Raw genomic sequence first — 18,053 nt, forward strand, 5'->3', positions numbered from 1 at the left:
CTTTCACTTCTAGAATTCAGGAATTTTCTGATCCATGGGCAAATCGCTGGTCATTGTGGAATCCCCGGCTAAGGCCAAGACCATCAACAAGTATCTGGGTAACCAATACGTGGTGAAGTCGAGTATCGGCCATATCCGAGACCTGCCCACCAGCGGTTCGGCTAGCGCCAGCAAAGAGCCTGCCGCCAAGCGCGGCAAGGCCGCCGCGGGTGAAGGTCCGGTGCTCACGCCGAAAGAGAAGGCGCGCAAGCAGCTGGTCTCGCGCATGGGTGTCGATCCCGATCATGGCTGGAAAGCCAAGTACGAGATCCTCCCGGGCAAGGAAAAGGTCATCGAAGAGCTGCGCCGGCTCGCCAAAGATGCTGACACCATCTATCTCGCAACCGACTTGGATCGCGAGGGGGAAGCCATTGCCTGGCACCTGCGCGAAGCCATCGGTGGTGATGACAGCCGCTATAAGCGCGTGGTGTTCAACGAAATCACCAAGAAAGCGATTCAGGAAGCCTTCTCCAAACCGGGCGAGCTGGACATTGACCGTGTCAACGCACAACAGGCGCGTCGTTTCCTCGACCGCGTGGTGGGTTACATGGTTTCGCCACTGCTGTGGGCCAAAGTCGCCCGTGGCCTGTCCGCCGGTCGCGTGCAATCGGTAGCCGTGAAGCTGGTGGTCGAGCGTGAGCGTGAAATCCGCGCGTTCAACCCCGAAGAATACTGGGAAGTCCACGCCGACCTCGGCACCGCCAAGGGCGCCACCGTGCGCTTCGACGTGGCTCGCGAGAAAGGCGAAGCCTTCAAGCCGCTCAACGAAGCCCAGGCCATGGCCGCGCTGGAGAAGCTTAAGGCTTCCAGCTACAGCATCGTCAAGCGCGAAGACAAGCCGACCAGCAGCAAGCCGTCGGCGCCGTTTATCACGTCCACCCTGCAACAGGCTGCGAGTAACCGCCTGGGCTTCGGCGTGAAGAAAACCATGATGATGGCCCAGCGTCTGTATGAAGCCGGCTACATCACGTATATGCGTACCGACTCCACCAACCTCTCGGCCGATGCCGTGACGATGGCGCGCACCTATATTGAAGGCGAGTTCGGCAAGAAGTACCTGCCGGAAAACCCGAATGTCTACAGCAGCAAGGAAGGCGCACAAGAGGCTCACGAAGCGATTCGTCCGTCTGACGCCAATACCGAGCCAAGCAAGCTGTCGGGCATGGAGCGTGATGCAGAGCGGCTCTACGAGCTGATCTGGCGCCAGTTCCTCGCGTGCCAGATGCTGCCAGCCCAATACCTGTCAACCACGGTCACCGTCGGTGCCGGCGATTTCGAGCTGCGCGCCAAGGGCCGCATCCTGAAGTTCGACGGCTACACCCGGGTCATGCCGCAGATTGCCAAGCCTGGCGATGACGACGTGCTGCCGGACATGGCCCAGGGCGACGCGATGAAGCTGATCAAGCTTGATCCGACCCAGCACTTCACCAAGCCGCCGGCGCGTTACTCGGAAGCGAGCCTGGTCAAGGAGATGGAAAAACGCGGCATCGGTCGTCCTTCGACCTACGCCGCGATCATTTCCACCATTCAGGACCGTGGCTACGTTGCGCTGCACAACCGTCGTTTCTACTCGGAAAAGATGGGCGACATCGTGACCGAGCGTCTGGCCGAGAGCTTCTCCAATCTCATGGACTACGGCTTCACCGCCGGCATGGAAGAGAATCTCGATGACGTGGCTCAGGGCGAGCGCGACTGGAAAAACGTGCTCGACGAGTTCTACGGCGACTTCAAGAAGAAACTCGAAGTAGCCGAAAGCGCCGAAGGCGGCATGCGCGCCAACCAGCCGGTGATGACTGATATCCCGTGCGTGTTGTGCGGGCGTCCGATGCAGATTCGTACCGCATCGACCGGCGTGTTCCTGGGTTGCTCGGGTTACAGCCTGCCGCCGAAAGAACGCTGCAAGGCCACCGTCAACCTGGTACCGGGCGATGAAATCGCGGCGGACGACGAGGGTGAATCGGAATCCTTGGTACTGCGCGGCAAGCACCGTTGCCCGATCTGCAGCACGGCGATGGACGCCTACCTGCTGGATGAGAAGCGCAAGCTGCACATCTGCGGTAACAACCCGGATTGCGCTGGTTATGAAATCGAAGAGGGCACCTATCGCATCAAGGGCTACGAAGGTCCGAGCCTGGAATGCGACAAGTGCGGCAGCGAGATGCAGCTCAAGACCGGCCGTTTCGGCAAGTTCTTCGGTTGCACCAACGCGACGTGCAAGAACACCCGCAAACTGCTGAAAAGCGGTGATGCGGCGCCGCCGAAGATGGATCCGGTGAAGATGCCTGAGCTGAAATGCGAAAAGGTCAACGACACCTACATCCTGCGCGACGGTGCTTCCGGCCTGTTCCTGGCGGCCAGTCAATTCCCGAAAAACCGCGAGACGCGTGCTCCGCTGGTCATGGAAATTGTGCCGCACAAGGATGAGATCGATCCGAAGTACCACTTCCTCTGCGAAGCACCGAAGAAAGATCCGGACGGCCTGCCTGCGGTGATCCGCTACAGCCGCAAGACCAAAGAGCAGTACGTGCAGACTGAAGTCGACGGTAAGCCGACTGGCTGGAAGGCGTACTACGACGGCGGCAAATGGACGGTCGAAGACAAGCGTCCAGCGAAGGTCGCTAAGGCTTAACAGGTGCTGTACTGAAAAGGCCGCATGACAACCTACTGGTTTTCATGCGGCCTTTTTGTTTTGTGCTTGCGGTAGGATCGGCGGATCCACGACACTGTCTGACCTGCGTGAAGCAATTATTTCGTTGTGGAGGCTGCCGTCATGGCCCACGAACTCTATACCCGTACCAACCAGAAGATTTATTTCGCCGGCCTGTCGCTGGAAGCGCTAGCCAAGGCTGAAGAGGGGCGGGCGATGAACTCCCTGGCGCTGATTCAGGCTGGGCGCGAGTCGACGTTGTTTCACCTGTACGGTGCGTTGCTGGGGCTGTGCCATGAAATCGCCGGCTTCTACCGCTTGCCTCAGGCCAATGCACCTCGGGCGGAAATGTTGCTGACCCGCGAAGTGCTGGAAGCCATCGCCATTCCGGAGATGGCTGAGATGTTCGAGCTGGCCCAGAATCCGGAAACCTGGCTGGCGAAGCTGCTGGCGGCTCACGCGGCGATGTTTCAACCGCCTCGCGCTCCGCATAAGCCCAAGGGCGACGTGACTCAGCCGCTCATCCTGGCCGTTAACCTGGATGAGGAAGACGTGCCTGAGGAATTGAGTCGCGAAGAACTGGAGAGCTGGCGTCAGAACCTCAAAGGGTTGGCGATCCGGTTTCGCGAAGGTTTGAACGAGTGCTGATCGACTGAGAGCCGGCGGTGCGATTAAAAGCGCTGCTGGTCAAGTTACCGAGCGAAGCCTGGCCGATGCCTATATAATCCCCGCCTTTCGTGGAGAACAGACCTTTATGCCAACGTCCTTTCTAGAAATTGTCGAGTTACCAGACGGCCGGATTGAGCTGCGCAGGGCCGAGGACGAGGGTTCTCTGGTTACTTTGGATTTCTCCGAGGATGCCAAGGCTTTCCTGCAGGGCCAACACGTGGAAGTCGCCAAGGCGATGTTGAGCGTGGGTGTTCAGATGGCAGGACGCCTGGTTGAAGGCGAATTTAATACGGATGAGAGTTCGCGGGTCCTCCACTGATCCCATTCGTCGCTTTCTGCTAATACGGTTACGAACTGGCTTCTCTATCCTTTGAGAAGCCCCGCGCTTTGCGTTGCGCGCATTATTGATACATTAACCCAAGCGAATATTCAGGCTCTGCGCATCTCCGGTACGGGCTGCGCTGATCAACTGTTGCCGTGAGTTTGCGTTCAATGGGTTGAGCCAACTGACAACCGTATGGCTGCGGCCCAAGCGCAAGGCTTCGCAGGTCAACTGCTGAGCGCTCTGAGTGCCGCGAGGTTGCAGCAGCAGGATGCGTTCGCGGTTAAGACCGGCGTCCCGCAACCACGTCTGAGTCAGGCTGGCGGGCGGGGCGATCAGTGTCAGCCACCGCGCGTCTTGATCCTGACTCAATTCACGAAGAATCGGCGCCAAAAGGTTCAAGCAATTCCCGGCCGCACCACGTAGTGAAAGCTCGCTGAAGACTTCGGGTTCGGCGCTCCAGGGCGACTCGACCACGTCTTTCAGGATCGGGGCCAACGGCTGCACCATGAATGCCTCGAACAACGGCAGTTGTGCTTGCTGCGATGTGTGTGGGAACTGCATAAAGCCTCCTTTAGCGGCGAATGACGCCGACACTCAAGCCTTCAATCACCAGTTCCTGATCTTTCAGGTTGACTTCGATAGGGGCGAATTCAGGGTTTTCGGCAATTAACCAGACCTTGCTGCCATCTCGCTTGAAGCGCTTGACGGTCACTTCGTCACCGATCCGCGCCACGACGATCTGGCCATTGCGGGCTTCCCGGGTGGTGTGGACGGCCAACAGGTCGCCGTCGAAAATGCCGACGTCCTTCATGCTCATGCCATGAACGCGCAGCAGATAGTCAGCACGCGGATGGAAGAAGGCAGGGTTGATGTTGCAGGACTCCTCGATGTGCTGCTGGGCCAGAATCGGCGCACCGGCAGCCACTCGGCCAATGATCGGCAGAGTAGAGTCGTCGGCCTTGGCTTCGAAGCCCGGAATGCGGATGCCACGGGAAGCGCCCGGGGTCATCTCGATTGCACCCTTGCGGGCCAGCGCCTTGAGGTGTTCTTCCGCCGCGTTAGGCGACTTGAAACCCAGTTCCTGAGCGATTTCCGCACGGGTCGGCGGGTAGCCGTTGTCTTCGAGGCAGCGTTTGATGAAGGCCAGAATCTCTGCTTGGCGTGGCGTCAGCTTTAGCATATTGATCGCTCTGTCTTTTTATACAGTGACTGGGATTATATACAGTGGAACGGTCTTGGCAATGCCCCTTTTTTCGCCGGCCGCTGGACGGTCGATCAGCCAGCTGATTAAAGCCTCGCCGTTGTATGGTTAAATAGCTGACCGACCGTTCCCAAAACGAACCGGCAGGCTTGACAATGCACAGGCTGAAACGTATGTTTCAAACAAGTGTTTGTCAGGCGGAGTAGCCATGGCCCAGTCGGAAACCGTTGAACGCATTCTTGATGCTGCCGAGCAGTTGTTCGCGGAAAAAGGTTTCGCCGAAACCTCGTTGCGTCTGATCACCAGCAAAGCCGGTGTCAATCTGGCGGCGGTGAATTATCACTTCGGTTCGAAGAAGGCGCTGATCCAGGCTGTCTTCTCGCGCTTTCTCGGGCCGTTTTGCCTGAGCCTTGATAAAGAGCTGGAGCGGCGTCAGTCCAAGCCTGAAAACAAGCCGACACTCGAAGAGTTGCTCGAGATTCTCGTTGAGCAAGCCCTCGTCGTACAGCCGCGCAGCGGCAACGATCTGTCTATCTTCATGCGCTTGCTGGGGTTGGCGTTCAGTCAAAGCCAGGGCCACCTGCGTCGTTATCTGGAAGACATGTACGGCAAGGTGTTCCGCCGCTACATGATGCTGGTCAACGAAGCCGCGCCGCGTATTCCGCCGATCGAACTGTTCTGGCGCGTGCACTTCATGCTCGGCGCTGCGGCGTTCAGCATGTCCGGTATCAAGGCGTTGCGCGCCATTGCCGAGACCGATTTCGGCGTTAACACCTCCATTGAGCAAGTGATGCGTCTGATGGTGCCGTTCCTGGCCGCAGGCATGCGTGCCGAAACAGGCGTCACCGATGTGGCCATGGCCACCGCACAACTGCGTCCGCGCAGCAAGTCGGCCCCGGCTGCCGCCAAGGTTTAGCCGCGCACGGGTGGGCGCGGCGACTGACATCCGCTAAGCTAGCCGCCCATGCCGACTCTCGTTCTGAACCCGCTTCCCATTGATGTCGCCGACCTGCCGGGCACAGCCCAAGGCGGCGAACGCGTGCGCGCCGGGTTTTTCGTTATCAAGGAATCTCTATGACTGCTGGCCTGCAAGGCTCGTTGATGGTGGACGTCGCCGGTACCTGGCTGACGGCCGAAGATCGCCAATTGTTGCGTCAGCCCGAAGTGGGTGGCCTGATCATTTTCGCCCGTAACATCGAAAATCCGCGTCAGGTGCGCGAGTTGAGCGCTGCGATCCGCGCCATTCGTCCCGACCTGCTGCTGGCGGTGGATCAGGAAGGCGGTCGCGTTCAGCGTCTGCGCCAAGGCTTCGTGCGGCTGCCGGCCATGCGCGCCATCGCCGACAATCCGAACGCCGATTACCTGGCCGAGCAGTGCGGCTGGATCATGGCCACCGAAGTGCTGGCCGTTGGCCTCGATCTGAGTTTCGCCCCGGTGCTGGACCTGGATTACCAGCGCAGCGCCGTCGTCGGCACCCGTTCGTTTGAAGGTGACCCGGAGCGCGCAGCGCTGCTGGCGGGTGCATTCATTCGCGGCATGAACAGCGCCGGCATGGCTGCCACCGGCAAGCATTTTCCCGGTCACGGCTGGGCCGAGGCGGATTCCCACGTCGCGATCCCGAACGACGAACGCAGCCTCGATGAAATCCGCGCCAACGACCTGGTGCCGTTCGCCAGATTGAGCAAACAACTGGCCGCCGTCATGCCAGCCCACGTTATTTACCCGCAAGTCGATTCCCAGCCGGCCGGGTTTTCCCGCCGCTGGTTGCAGGACATTTTGCGCGGTGAGCTGCAATTCGATGGTGTGATCTTCAGTGACGACCTGTCCATGGCCGGTGCCCACGTGGTAGGCGATGCCGCCAGCCGTATCGAGGCCGCGCTGACCGCTGGCTGCGACATGGGCCTGGTGTGTAACGACCGCGCTGCAGCGGAGCTGGCCTTGAGCGCTGCCCAGCGCTTGAAGGTCAAGCCATCCGAGCGCATTGCGCGGATGCGTGGCCAGTCGTATGCCAACACTGAATACCGTCAGAACCCGCGCTGGCTGACTGCCATAGGCGCGCTTAAAGAAGCTCAACTGATTGAATAAGGACTTTTCGTTATGACGGTTTACGCGATTATCGGTGGCACCGGCCTGACCCAACTCGAAGGCCTGAACATTCGTCAGTCGCTGGCGGTGGACACGCCCTATGGCGCGCCTTCGGCCGACGTGCAGATTGGTGAATACGCCGGCAAGGAAGTGCTGTTCCTCGCCCGTCACGGTCACCCGCACCGTTTTCCGCCGCATCAGGTGAATTACCGCGCCAACCTTTGGGCGCTGAAACAGGCGGGTGCCGAGGCGATCCTCGCGGTCAACGCCGTGGGCGGAATTCATGCTGCAATGGGTACTGGGCACTTTTGTGTGCCTCATCAGTTGATCGACTACACCAGCGGTCGCGAGCACACCTATTTCGCTGGCGACCTGGATCACGTCACCCACATCGATTTCAGCTATCCCTACAGCGAACCACTGCGCCAGCAATTGATCGCGGCATTGGCGGCTGAAGGCGTCGATTACAGCAGTCAGGGCATCTACGCCTGCACCCAGGGCCCACGTCTCGAGACCGTCGCTGAAATCGCAAAACTGGAACGCGACGGCTGCGACATCGTCGGCATGACCGGCATGCCGGAAGCGGCGTTGGCCCGTGAGCTGGAACTGGATTATGCGTGTCTGGCGCTGGTGGTGAACCCGGCAGCCGGCAAGTCCACGGCGGTGATCACCATGGCCGAGATCGAGCAGGCGTTGCAGGACGGGATGGGCAAGGTCAAGTCCACGTTGGCGCGGGTGTTGGCGGGTTGAGTATCAGCGGTCGGATTAGGTGCCTGGCTGCTTTACGATTCAATGAGTTTCAAGCGGTGTTGATGTCGTGACCACAATAACTGAGCAACTTCATGCGCTGCCCTGGGCAGAGGTGTTCAGCCATCGTGCTCTGGAAAAAGCTCGCAGGTACGCGGATGAGGATCGGATAACGATCCGTCAAATTGATGACCTCATGGTTATCGCTACGTGCATCGGCTCCCAGGCGCAGGCATACGAGCAGGTCATTGAGCTCACTGAAGATCGGCGTGGGCAAGCGCAGCTCCAATGCGTTTGCTCCTGCCCTGTCATGTTCAATTGCAAGCACTGCGCCGCAGTCATCTATCACCTGCAAGAACATCCCGTTAACACGCCTGAAAGTGCCGTCCAGGTTCACTTGAATCGTGAACTGGAACGCTGGATCGACGGTATTCCTTCTGCAAGCAATCCCCCTGACGAGTCGGCGCAGGGAGCAGGCACGCGCCTGTTTTACAAACTCAGGGCAACATCCTCTGCCGGGAAATGGACGCTGGAAATTTTCAAGGCCCATCAGCTCAAGGACGGCCGCCTGCAAGACATCAAGCCGGTGTACTCGCTGTCGGATATGCTGATTCGGCAACCCGGTTACCTGACCGAACTGGATCTGCGGATCGCCAGATTGTTGGTCGCCGTTCACTCCCACCACGCCCATTACGCTGGCTACCCCTTGGAAGGCAGCAGTGGGGTGGAACTTATCGAAATGCTGTTGCGAACCTCGCGCTTTTTCCTTGACCTCGATCAGCCAAAACCCCTGACGCCGGGAATGAGAAGAACAGGTCAATTTTCCTGGGCCGAACAATCCAATGGCAGTTTCCGTCCTCAATGGGGCAGCGACGAAGCGCCAGTGGAAACGATCCTGGCCCTGGAACCCTTGTATTATCTGGATCGCGAGCGGCTGCAAGTCGGACCGCTGCTCAGCGAGCTGGACGAAAAGCTGGCCCGTCACTTGTCATTGGCTCCCGATATTCCTGCAGGTCAGGCGATGCAGTTCAGCCAGCGGATGACCGCTGCGACCCGGGCAGCACCACCTCCGTACGCCCTGACGGAACGGGTCGTCGAAGGCATTTTTCCTCAGGCTCACCTGACGCTCGCCAGCGGCAAGCGTTACGTCCGCTGGCAGTACGAGCCAGAGCACCGGGCTGCATTGGCGTTTACCTACAACGGCCATCCGACGTCGGACCGAAACCCGGAGGTGCTGATCCTTTCGGGTACCGAAATCCAGCGCATCCAGCGCAACCCTGTCGCCGAAAAAGCCTTGCGCCAAGCCCTGCAAAAACATGGCTTTAAAAAGGCCACACGCAAAAGCAACCTGGATCGTCCAGGCGAAATGTTCGCCCTGCCGGATGACGCGGCCTGGCTTGCTTTTGTGCACCATGGCATCCCGGCGCTGCGGGAGAAAAATTGGCTGATCGATATCAGCGATAACTTTGACTTCAACGTGCACCCCGTCGAACAGTGGTATGCAGAAGTCGAGGAGGAGTCGGGGCGCCAGTGGTTCGATTTGCAGCTGGGCATCGTCGTCAACGGCGAGCGTCATAGCCTGTTGCCCATCCTGCTGCATTTGCTACGTAGCCAGCCACAGTTGATGGAACCTGCGAGCTTGGCCCAGCGCAATGATGACGAACAGCTACTGATTGAACTTGGCGATGGGCGTTTCGGTGGTAAATCCCATGGCAAAGTCGCACTCCCTTTTGGCCGGATAAAACCGCTGATGGCGACCCTTGGCGAGTTGTACCTGGGTAAACATCTGGGCGACTCGTTGCGTTTGAGTGCTCCGGATGCGGCGCGGCTGAGTGCGCTGGAAGGCATTCCGCTGGTCTGGCAGGGCGGTGAACGACTGCGCAGTTTTGCAAAGCGTTTACGGGAGTCGATCCATGCTCATGTCCCGGCGCCCGAGGGCCTGAACGCGACGCTACGACCTTATCAGCTGGAAGGGCTGAACTGGATGCAAACCCTTCGAGAACTGGAGGTCGGCGGTATTCTCGGCGACGACATGGGCCTGGGGAAAACCCTGCAAACCCTGGCTCATCTGCTGACAGAAAAACAGGCCGGGCGGCTTGATCGTCCGGCACTGGCTGTGATGCCCACCAGTCTGATCCCCAACTGGCTCGACGAATCGCAGCGCTTTACCCCGCAGTTGAAGGTCTTGGCACTGCATGGTGCGGCGCGGCAAAAAGACTTTGCCAGCCTTGCCGAATACGACTTGGTATTGACCACCTACGCGCTGTTGCCGCGCGATCTGGAGGTTTTACAGCCTCAGGTCTGGAGTGTGCTGATTCTCGATGAGGCGCAGAACATCAAGAATCCGGTCAGCAAAGCGGCTCAAGCAGCCCGAGACCTGCAGGCCCGCCAGCGATTGTGTCTGTCCGGCACCCCGCTGGAAAATCATCTCGGCGAGTTGTGGTCGCAATTTCACTTTTTGCTGCCTGGCTGGCTTGGCGACAGCAAAACCTTCAATCGCGACTACCGCACGCCGATCGAGAAGCATGGCAATAACGAACGGATGCAACATCTGACGGCCCGGATAAAGCCCTTTTTGCTACGTCGCAAGAAAGATCAGGTGGCAACCGAATTACCACCGAAAACCGAGATTGTGCATTGGGTTGATCTCAGCGATGGGCAGCGGGATGTGTATGAAACCGTGCGCGTAGCAATGGATAAGAAGGTGCGTGACGAAATTGCCCGCAGTGGTGTCGGGCGCAGTCAAATCATCATCCTCGATGCATTGCTCAAGCTGCGTCAGGTGTGCTGCGATCTACGGTTGATCAAAACGCCGCTCACCGCCAAAGCCCTTCGTTCTGGCAGCGGGAAACTGGTCAGCCTGATGGAGATGCTGGAAGAGTTGCTCAGCGAAGGCCGCAAGGTGCTGCTGTTTTCACAGTTCACTTCGATGCTCGCCTTGATTGAGGACGAGTTGCAGCAACGTGGTCAGGGTTACTCGTTGTTGACGGGTGAGACAACGGATCGGCGCACACCGGTCAAGGACTTTCAGAGCGGTAAAGTGCCGCTGTTTCTGATCAGTTTGAAGGCTGGCGGCACAGGTCTGAACCTGACAGCTGCGGATACAGTCATCCATTTTGATCCCTGGTGGAACCCTGCGGTCGAAAACCAGGCGACTGATCGGGCCTACAGGATCGGGCAAAACAAACCTGTGTTCGTCTACAAGCTGATAGCCCGTGGCACCGTAGAAGAAAAAATTCAGGCATTGCAGTTGGAGAAGGCCGCGCTGGCCGGGGCGGTGCTTGAAGGTGGAGCGACGGGTGGCTGGAAGCTTGAGCAGAGTGACATTGAAGCGCTGTTTGCGCCGTTGCCAAATCTCAAGTCCTGATTTCCGATCTCTTGACTGAAAACGAGTTGACCCTATCGCGGGCAAGACACGCTTCCACAGGATGATCGCTGAACCTGTGGGCGCGTGGCTTGCCCGCGAAATCGATCTGCCGGGCGCCGCAGACCTCAGCGCTTCTCGAGCTTATCCGGCAACGGCGCAAACAACGCTTCAATATCATCGCTCTGCAACTTCCAGTCGCCAGTCTTGCGCCCATCCAGCACACCGGCCGCCAGGTCGGATTTTTCCTTTTGCAGGTGCTGAATCTTCTCTTCCACCGTGCCGCGGGCAATCATCTTGTAGACGAACACCGGCTTCTCCTGGCCAATGCGATACGCCCGATCTGTCGCCTGATTTTCCGTCGCCGGGTTCCACCAAGGATCGTAGTGGATCACCGTATCCGCTTCCGTCAGGTTCAAACCGACACCGCCTGCCTTCAAGCTGATCAGAAAGATCTGACGCTTGCCGCTCTGAAAGTCCTTCACGGGGGCGCGGCGGTCACGGGTCTGTCCCGTCAGCAACGCGTATTCAACACCGCGTTTCTTCAGTTCGACCTCGATCAACGCCAGCATCGACGTGAATTGCGAAAACAGCAAAATCCGCCGACCTTCCTCAAACAGCTCATCCAGCATTTCCATCAGGCTGTCGAGCTTGCCCGAGGTGCTGCCGCGAGTCGGCGGCACGGCATCGTTGACCAGGCGCAAGTCGCAGCACACCTGGCGCAGTTTCAGCAGCGCTTCAAGAATGATGATTTGGCTGCGCGCCACGCCTTTGCGAGTGATCTCGTCGCGGACTTTCTTGTCCATCGCCAGGCGCATGGTTTCATACACATCGCGCTGGGCTTCGTTGAGTTCGACCCAATGGATGATCTCGGTCTTCGGCGGCAATTCCGTCGCGACCTGCTCCTTGGTCCTGCGCAGCAGGAACGGTTTGATCCGACCGTTGAGGTGCTGAAGTCTGACTTCACTGGCGCGTTTTTCAATCGGTACGCGGTAATCGCGGTTGAAGCTTTTCACGTCGCCAAGCCAGCCAGGCAAGAGGAAGTGGAACAGCGACCACAGCTCGCCGAGGTGGTTTTCCAGCGGCGTGCCACTCAGGCACAGGCGCTGGCGCGCATTCAGCTCGCGGGCGGCGTGGGCGGCCTTGCTGTTGGGGTTCTTGATGTATTGCGCTTCGTCCAGTACCAGCACGTGCAGCGGCTGCGCGGCCAGGCGTTCGACGTCCTTTGGCAGCAGTGCATAGGTGGTGAGGATCAGGTCGTAATCGACCAAGTGATCAAAGTGTTTTTTGCGACTGGCGCCGTACAGCGCCAGCACTTTGAGCTGTGGCGTGAAGTGCGCGGCTTCATCGAGCCAGTTCGGGATCAGGCTGGTGGGCATCACCACCATGCACGGCCGGTCGAGGCGTCCGGCGTTCTTCTCACTAAGAATATGCGCCAGCGTCTGTAGGGTTTTACCCAGCCCCATGTCGTCCGCGAGAATTCCGCCGACTTCCAGTTGCCGCAGCGACTGCATCCAGCTCAAGCCTTCCAGTTGATATGGGCGCAAGGTCGCGTTCAAGCCTTCGGGGGCTGTTGCGGTGTAATCCTTGATGTCCCGCAGGCGCTGGGCAAACGTGCGGATCTGCTCGCCACCTTCCCAAAGCAGCGGCATGCCTTCCAGCGGATTCAGGCGCGTGGCGTCGGCCTTGCTCAGGCGTAGCGTGGTTTCGCCGGGCTCTTGCAGGTAGAACTCGCCAAGCGTCGCCAGTACCGGTTTCAAGCGGCCGAAGGGCAGGGCGACCTGCAAGGGGCCGTGCTGGGAATTCGGGCGGTTGGGAATGTTCACCAGAATCAGTTCGTCGTCGCGTCGGCGGGCGAGGCGTTCCGGATTGAGGATTTCGGTGTGGGAGCGCATCAGGTTCAGCAGGATCGGCAGCAAGCTCAAGCGCTCGCCGTTGACGATGATCCCCAGCTCCAGATCAAACCAGTCGCGCTCCGGTGCCTGCTCGACGGTGGCGTACCAATCGTCCACGGCGGTCAGGTCGAAGCCGAAATCTTCGTCGATCTGCAGCTCCCAACCTTGAGTGCGCAGTTTCGGCAATTCATTGAGGGTGAAGGTCAGCCAGGCGCTGTCGTTGACCATTTCATAGAGTTCGCCAGCGCTTTCCGGCAAGGCCTTGCTTTGTCGGGTGGCGATCTTGAAACCGAGAATTCGCAGCTGCTCCCGGTAGGCCTGTTCGACTTCCGGGTGGCGTTTTATCCGTAGCGTCTGGGTTTCCTGGCGAATCAGTACATCGGCGTTCTTCTGCCCGGAAACGTACTCATCCAGATAGCTGAACGACAGCGCCGCCCGATGCTGGATGTAGCGCTGCATCTTGCCGTTGCGTGGTTCGAAGGCGCTGAACTCGATGCTCGCCAGCCACAGGCGCGGTATCGGTTGCACGTTGTCCACAAGGACTTGGGGTGGCGCCTTTGGGCTGCGGTTCTCCAATACCGCCTGAAGTTTTTCCAGCAGTTCGGCGTCTTGTGCGGCGGCGGGGTAGGCGAGGGTTTCCTGCACCTTCAGCAGCACCGCCGCGCAATGTTTGCAGTTGACGTGAACCGGGCACGTGCACGTGGCGTCGACCATCAGCAAGGTCGCTTTGGCCGACTCGCGCAGGCGAATGGTCTGGCGGTACACGTTACCGCCAGAGCCTTCGCAAGCGGCGACGATCGTGGCATCGCCAGCCTCGACGATCCTGACGCGGTTCTCCAGCGCGTAGCGACGGCCACGCTCCAGGCTCTGTTCCTTGAATCGGCTGACCCAGGAAGGTGCCAGGGGTTTGCTCAGGGTCGCTGACATAGGGACTCAATCAGTCCGGAATTTCATCGGGGACTGGCCGAGGCGCAGGGGCGGTGAGCGAGGTGATCTTGATCAGCAGGCCGAGGTGGCCGTTGTCGAGGAAGTTCAGCTGGCCGTTCTTGGTGTGGCTTTCCTGCTTCAGGCGTTCGCTGGCGGTGACCAAACCATTGGCGTCGATCTGGTTGACCCAGAAATCCGCGTCGACGTCGGTAAAACGTCCCAGTTTCAAGCTCAACGTGCCCTCGATCGGGAACTGGCCGAACTGTTCCTTGCCCTCACTGATGGCGATCTTGCGGGCGTCTTCGCCCAGGTTCTGTTGCCAGGCCTTGTGCAGTAACACCGTGTAATCGCTGCTGGCGCTGAGTTTTTGCACTTCATTATTCAGGCTTGGCGTGCGCAGGTTGTCCTTGCTGATACTTTTTGCACCGGCAGCCCAGTCTTCCGGTGCGGCTTTGCTGACAATGGCTGGCACGGCGTTTTGCCGCACCAGGATCATTTCAACCTGGTACAGGTCATCGGCAAACGCCGTAGGAGCGACCAGGGTGGTCAGCAAGGTCAGTAAACAAAACAGGCGCATGCGGCGTCCTTCAAGCAGTTTTCGGAATGAGGCACTCAAGCAGCGCCTCTACAGTATTAAAGCGCTCTTCCGGGCGCTCCATCGGGACCATGAATTTAAACATCGTGGCCCCTTCGAATTTGTAGCGTTTGGGCTGGCCCTGGATCAGTTTGATCAGGGTCAGCGGGTCGACCGGCGTCTGCGCGGCGAACTCGATCCGGCCGCCTTGCGGGCCACCGTCGACTTTCTTGATGCCCAGCAGTTCGGCTTGCAGCTTCAATGCCGTGATGCGCATCAGGTTCTTCGTCGGTTCCGGCAGCAGGCCGAAACGGTCGATCATCTCCACTTGCAGGTCTTTGAGACCTTCCTCATCGGTGGCCGAGGCAATGCGTTTGTAGAGAATCAGTCGGGCATGCACGTCCGGCAAGTAGGCTTCGGGAATCAACGCCGGGACGCGCAGATTGACTTCCGGACCACCGCCCAGCGGTTGATCAAGGTTCGGTTGTTCGCCCTTGCGGATCGACTTCACCGCGCGTTCGAGCATTTCCATGTACAGGGTGAAACCGACCGCCTGGATCTGACCGCTCTGACCGTCGCCCAGCAGTTCGCCGGCTCCACGGATCTCCAGGTCGTTGGTGGCGAGCACGAAGCCTGCGCCGAGGTCCTGGGTGTTGGCGATCGCTTCCAGACGTTTTTCGGCGTCGGGAGTGATCTGCTGGCGTGGCGGGGTCAGCAAATAAGCGTAAGCCTGGTGGTGACTGCGACCGACGCGGCCGCGCAATTGGTGCAGCTGCGCCAGGCCAAATTTGTCGGCACGCTCGATGATGATGGTGTTGGCGCTCGGCACGTCGATGCCGGTCTCGATGATGGTCGAGGCAATCAGCACGTTGAAGCGCTTGTGATAAAAGTCGCTCATCACCTGTTCGAGATCGCGTTCGCGCATCTGCCCGTGGCCGATGCCGATCCGCGCTTCCGGCACCAGTTCGGCGAGGTCGGCGGCGCACTTCTCGATGGTCTTGACGTCGTTGTGCAGGTAATAGACCTGACCGCCGCGCAGCAACTCACGCAGCAGGGCCTCTTTGACCGTGCTCTTGTTCTGCTCCATGACGAAGGTCCGCACCGACAGGCGACGGGCTGGCGGCGTGGCAATGATCGACAGGTCGCGCATGCCCGACACCGCCATGTTCAGCGTGCGCGGAATCGGCGTGGCGGTCAGGGTAAGAATGTCGACTTCACTGCGCAGGGCCTTGAGCTGTTCTTTTTGACGGACACCAAAACGATGCTCTTCGTCGATGATGACCAACCCGAGGTTTTTGATTTTCACGTCGTCCTGCAGCAACTTGTGCGTGCCGATGACGATGTCGATCTTGCCTTCGGCGAGGTCCGCCACTGCAGCGTTGACTTCCTTGGTCGACTTGAAGCGGCTCATCACTTCCACGCTCACCGGCCAGTCGGCGAAGCGGTCGCGGAAGCTGTTGTAATGCTGCTGGGCGAGCAAGGTCGTCGGCACCAGGATCGCCACCTGGCGACCGCCATGCACCGCAATGAACGCCGCGCGCATCGCCACTTCGGTCTTGCCGAAGCCCACGTCGCCGCAGACCAGGCGGTCCATCGGCTTCGGTGCCAGCATGTCGGCGCGGACGGCATCGATGGTGGTTTGCTGATCCGGGGTTTCTTCGAACGGGAAACCGGCACTGAAGGTTGCGTAGTCGGCTTTCGGGTCTTCGAAGGCATAACCTTCGCGAGCGGCGCGACGGGCATAGATGTCGAGCAGCTCGGCCGCGACGTCGCGCACTTGCTCGGCGGCTTTGCGTTTGGCTTTCTGCCAGGTTTCCGAGCCGAGGCGGTGCAGCGGGGCCAGGGCATCGTCGCTACCGGTGTAGCGAGCAATCAGGTGCAGGTTGGCCACTGGCACGTAGAGCTTGGCGCCCTCTGCGTATTGCAGGGTCAAGAACTCGGCAGCCTGATCGTCGATTTCCAGGGTCGCCAGACCCAGGTAGCGACCGACGCCGTGATCGATATGCACCACCGGCGCGCCTTCGCGCAACTCGGTAAGGTTCTTGATGACTGCATCGTTGTTGGCATCGGCGCGTTTTTCGCGGCGACGACGTTGCATCACCCGCTGACCGAACAACGGGCTTTCGGCTACCAGCGCCAGGGCCGGGTCGTCGAGTACCAGGCCTTCGTCGAGCGGCGCGATGGTGATCGCCAGTCGCTCCTTGCTTGCGACAAAGTCCGGCCAGCTGTCGACGGTTTTCGGTCGCAGCTTCAGGCGTTCGAGCAATTCCAGCAGCACTTCACGACGACCCGCGGACTCGGCGGTAAACAGCACGCGCCCGGGAAACTCGTCGAGGAAACCGGCCAGCGCCGCCAACGGCTGGGTGGCCTTGGCTTCGATGGCCAGGTTCGGCAGTTCGCGCGCCGGGAAGCGCTCGCGACCGACGCCGGTTTCCACGTCCTGTTGACTGGCCACTACCCGCGGCCAGTTCTTCAGGCGCGCAAAGCAGTCTTCCACCGGCAGGAACAGTTCGGCCGGAGGTAATAAAGGACGGGACGGATCGACGCGGCGTTCTTCGTAGCGATTGCGCACGTCGTTCCAGAAGTTTTCCGCTGCCTGCTCGATGCCCGGCAGAGAAAACACTTGTGTGTCCTGGGGCAGGTAATCGAACAGCGTCGAGGTTTCGTCGAAGAACAGTGGCAGGTAGTACTCGATACCGGCCGGTGTAATCCCGCTGCTCAGGTCTTGAAAGATCGGGCAGCGACGGAAGTCGACATCGAAACGCTCGCGAAAGCGTGCCTTGAAGCGGGTGACCGCATCTTTCTGCAGCGGGAATTCCCGCGCGGGCAGCAGGCGAACGGTGTCGACTTTATCGATGGAGCGCTGGTTTTCCGGGTCGAAGGTACGCAGCGTTTCGATTTCGTCGTCGAACAAGTCGATACGGAAGGGCAGTTTGCTGCCCATCGGGAACAGGTCGATCAGCGAGCCGCGCACCGTGAACTCGCCGTGCTCGTACACCGTGTCGACGTAGCGATAGCCACTGGCTTCAAGCCGGGTGCGCATTTGCTCGACGTCGAGCTTCTGGCCAACGTCCAGCACCAGGCTGCTGCCGAGCAGGAATTTGGTCGGCGCGAGGCGGTGCAGCGCGGTGGTGATCGGTACGACCAATACGCCATGGCTCAGCTCCGGCAACCTATATAAGGCCGCGATGCGCTGGGAAATGATGTCCTGGTGGGGGGAAAACAGATCGTAAGGCAGGGTTTCCCAGTCCGGGAAATGCAGCACAGGCAAATCCGGGGCGAAGAAACTCAGCTCCTGTTCCAGCCGTTCGGCACTTTGGCTGTCGGCGGTCAGCAGCAGGGTAAAGCGCTTGGCAGCGCTGGCAGCCTCGGCGATGGCCAGGCTAAGGGCGGCACCGGGCAGGTTGCCCCAGTGCTGTTTACCTGCCGCGGCAGGGAGAAGCGGTAGACGCAGAACGGGCACGGAAGGTTGAGCTCCAAGCGTTGCGACAAAGTCGGTAATTGTAGCGGCCCCGGGTGCCGCCTGTCAGTTGCAGACTGTGTCTATTACGCAGGTTTGGCGAAATGTAGTGGTAAAGAC

The 18,053-nt window shown here is 59.6% G+C and carries 13 protein-coding genes; 7 read left to right on the top strand and 6 right to left on the bottom strand.

Translation table 11 applies throughout. The annotated features are described in order from the left end of the window. The first annotated feature begins 34 nt into the window (after positions 1 to 34). The 3 genes from topA (at position 35) to BLU63_RS21735 (ending at position 3,674) form a co-directional block, all read left to right on the top strand. Positions 35 to 2,668, top strand: coding sequence for a type I DNA topoisomerase (gene topA / locus BLU63_RS21725; protein WP_010456356.1), 2,634 nt, complete (start codon positions 35 to 37; stop codon positions 2,666 to 2,668). 141 nt (positions 2,669 to 2,809) lie between these two features. Then, positions 2,810 to 3,334 (top strand): DUF6586 family protein, encoded by a 525-nt coding sequence (locus BLU63_RS21730; protein WP_083376185.1) that lies wholly within the window; start codon positions 2,810 to 2,812, stop codon positions 3,332 to 3,334. Between the two features lie 106 nt (positions 3,335 to 3,440). Beyond that, positions 3,441 to 3,674: a hypothetical protein gene (locus tag BLU63_RS21735; RefSeq protein WP_010456352.1), complete on the top strand. Its 234-nt coding sequence runs from the start codon at positions 3,441 to 3,443 to the stop codon at positions 3,672 to 3,674. A gap of 93 nt (positions 3,675 to 3,767) precedes the next feature. Here the strand turns inward: BLU63_RS21735 and sulA are convergent, their stop codons facing one another. Next, a complete protein-coding gene (gene sulA, locus BLU63_RS21740) occupies positions 3,768 to 4,241 on the bottom strand; it encodes an SOS-induced cell division inhibitor SulA (protein ID WP_083376186.1) in 474 nt (157 codons plus the stop codon). A gap of 10 nt (positions 4,242 to 4,251) precedes the next feature. Then, positions 4,252 to 4,860, bottom strand: coding sequence for a transcriptional repressor LexA (lexA, locus tag BLU63_RS21745; RefSeq protein WP_046026989.1), 609 nt, complete (start codon positions 4,858 to 4,860; stop codon positions 4,252 to 4,254). A gap of 229 nt (positions 4,861 to 5,089) precedes the next feature. On the opposite strand from lexA, the gene BLU63_RS21750 reads away from it, so the two are divergent. From BLU63_RS21750 to BLU63_RS21760, 3 genes are all read left to right on the top strand, one after another. Further along, on the top strand, positions 5,090 to 5,797 hold the full coding sequence (locus tag BLU63_RS21750; RefSeq protein WP_010456345.1) for a TetR/AcrR family transcriptional regulator: 708 nt from the start codon (positions 5,090 to 5,092) through the stop codon (positions 5,795 to 5,797). Positions 5,798 to 5,967: 170 nt separating this feature from the next. Beyond that, positions 5,968 to 6,966 (top strand): beta-N-acetylhexosaminidase, encoded by a 999-nt coding sequence (gene nagZ, locus BLU63_RS21755; RefSeq protein ID WP_174604236.1) that lies wholly within the window; start codon positions 5,968 to 5,970, stop codon positions 6,964 to 6,966. A 12-nt stretch (positions 6,967 to 6,978) separates the two neighbouring features. Beyond that, complete coding sequence (locus tag BLU63_RS21760; protein WP_083376188.1) at positions 6,979 to 7,716, top strand: S-methyl-5'-thioinosine phosphorylase; 738 nt, start codon at positions 6,979 to 6,981, stop codon at positions 7,714 to 7,716. Between the two features lie 49 nt (positions 7,717 to 7,765). On the opposite strand, the gene BLU63_RS33370 is transcribed toward BLU63_RS21760, so the two are convergent. Continuing rightward, the gene (locus BLU63_RS33370; protein WP_231990902.1) at positions 7,766 to 8,002 is read right to left on the bottom strand and encodes a hypothetical protein; all 237 of its coding nucleotides are present in this window, start codon (positions 8,000 to 8,002) and stop codon (positions 7,766 to 7,768) included. A 21-nt stretch (positions 8,003 to 8,023) separates the two neighbouring features. On the opposite strand from BLU63_RS33370, the gene BLU63_RS21765 reads away from it, so the two are divergent. Next, positions 8,024 to 11,080, top strand: a complete 3,057-nt coding sequence (locus BLU63_RS21765; RefSeq protein ID WP_231990903.1) for a DEAD/DEAH box helicase — start codon at positions 8,024 to 8,026, stop codon at positions 11,078 to 11,080. A gap of 125 nt (positions 11,081 to 11,205) precedes the next feature. Here the strand turns inward: BLU63_RS21765 and BLU63_RS21770 are convergent, their stop codons facing one another. The 3 genes from BLU63_RS21770 to mfd are packed head-to-tail and all read right to left on the bottom strand — an operon-like array spanning position 11,206 to position 17,936. Continuing rightward, a complete protein-coding gene (locus BLU63_RS21770) occupies positions 11,206 to 13,899 on the bottom strand; it encodes a DEAD/DEAH box helicase (protein WP_010456335.1) in 2,694 nt (897 codons plus the stop codon). 10 nt (positions 13,900 to 13,909) lie between these two features. After that, a complete protein-coding gene (locus BLU63_RS21775; RefSeq protein ID WP_010456333.1) occupies positions 13,910 to 14,476 on the bottom strand; it encodes a CsiV family protein in 567 nt (188 codons plus the stop codon). 10 nt (positions 14,477 to 14,486) lie between these two features. Beyond that, a complete protein-coding gene (gene mfd / locus BLU63_RS21780) occupies positions 14,487 to 17,936 on the bottom strand; it encodes a transcription-repair coupling factor (RefSeq protein WP_010456331.1) in 3,450 nt (1,149 codons plus the stop codon). Positions 17,937 to 18,053: the final 117 nt, after the last annotated feature.

Origin of the sequence: Pseudomonas mandelii, from assembly GCF_900106065.1 — a bacterium.
Taxonomy (GTDB): Bacteria; Pseudomonadota; Gammaproteobacteria; order Pseudomonadales; family Pseudomonadaceae; genus Aquipseudomonas; species Aquipseudomonas mandelii.

Bases quoted from the DNA above. Each gene is read 5' to 3' on its own strand.
- topA (WP_010456356.1), top strand. From the start codon at position 35: ATGGGCAAATCGCTGGTCATTGTGGAATCCCCGGCTAAGGCCAAGACC.
- BLU63_RS21730 (WP_083376185.1), top strand. From the start codon at position 2,810: ATGGCCCACGAACTCTATACCCGTACCAACCAGAAGATTTATTTCGCC.
- BLU63_RS21735 (WP_010456352.1), top strand. From the start codon at position 3,441: ATGCCAACGTCCTTTCTAGAAATTGTCGAGTTACCAGACGGCCGGATT.
- sulA (WP_083376186.1), bottom strand. From the start codon at position 4,241: ATGCAGTTCCCACACACATCGCAGCAAGCACAACTGCCGTTGTTCGAG.
- lexA (WP_046026989.1), bottom strand. From the start codon at position 4,860: ATGCTAAAGCTGACGCCACGCCAAGCAGAGATTCTGGCCTTCATCAAA.
- BLU63_RS21750 (WP_010456345.1), top strand. From the start codon at position 5,090: ATGGCCCAGTCGGAAACCGTTGAACGCATTCTTGATGCTGCCGAGCAG.
- BLU63_RS21760 (WP_083376188.1), top strand. From the start codon at position 6,979: ATGACGGTTTACGCGATTATCGGTGGCACCGGCCTGACCCAACTCGAA.
- BLU63_RS21765 (WP_231990903.1), top strand. From the start codon at position 8,024: ATGTTCAATTGCAAGCACTGCGCCGCAGTCATCTATCACCTGCAAGAA.
- BLU63_RS21770 (WP_010456335.1), bottom strand. From the start codon at position 13,899: ATGTCAGCGACCCTGAGCAAACCCCTGGCACCTTCCTGGGTCAGCCGA.
- BLU63_RS21775 (WP_010456333.1), bottom strand. From the start codon at position 14,476: ATGCGCCTGTTTTGTTTACTGACCTTGCTGACCACCCTGGTCGCTCCT.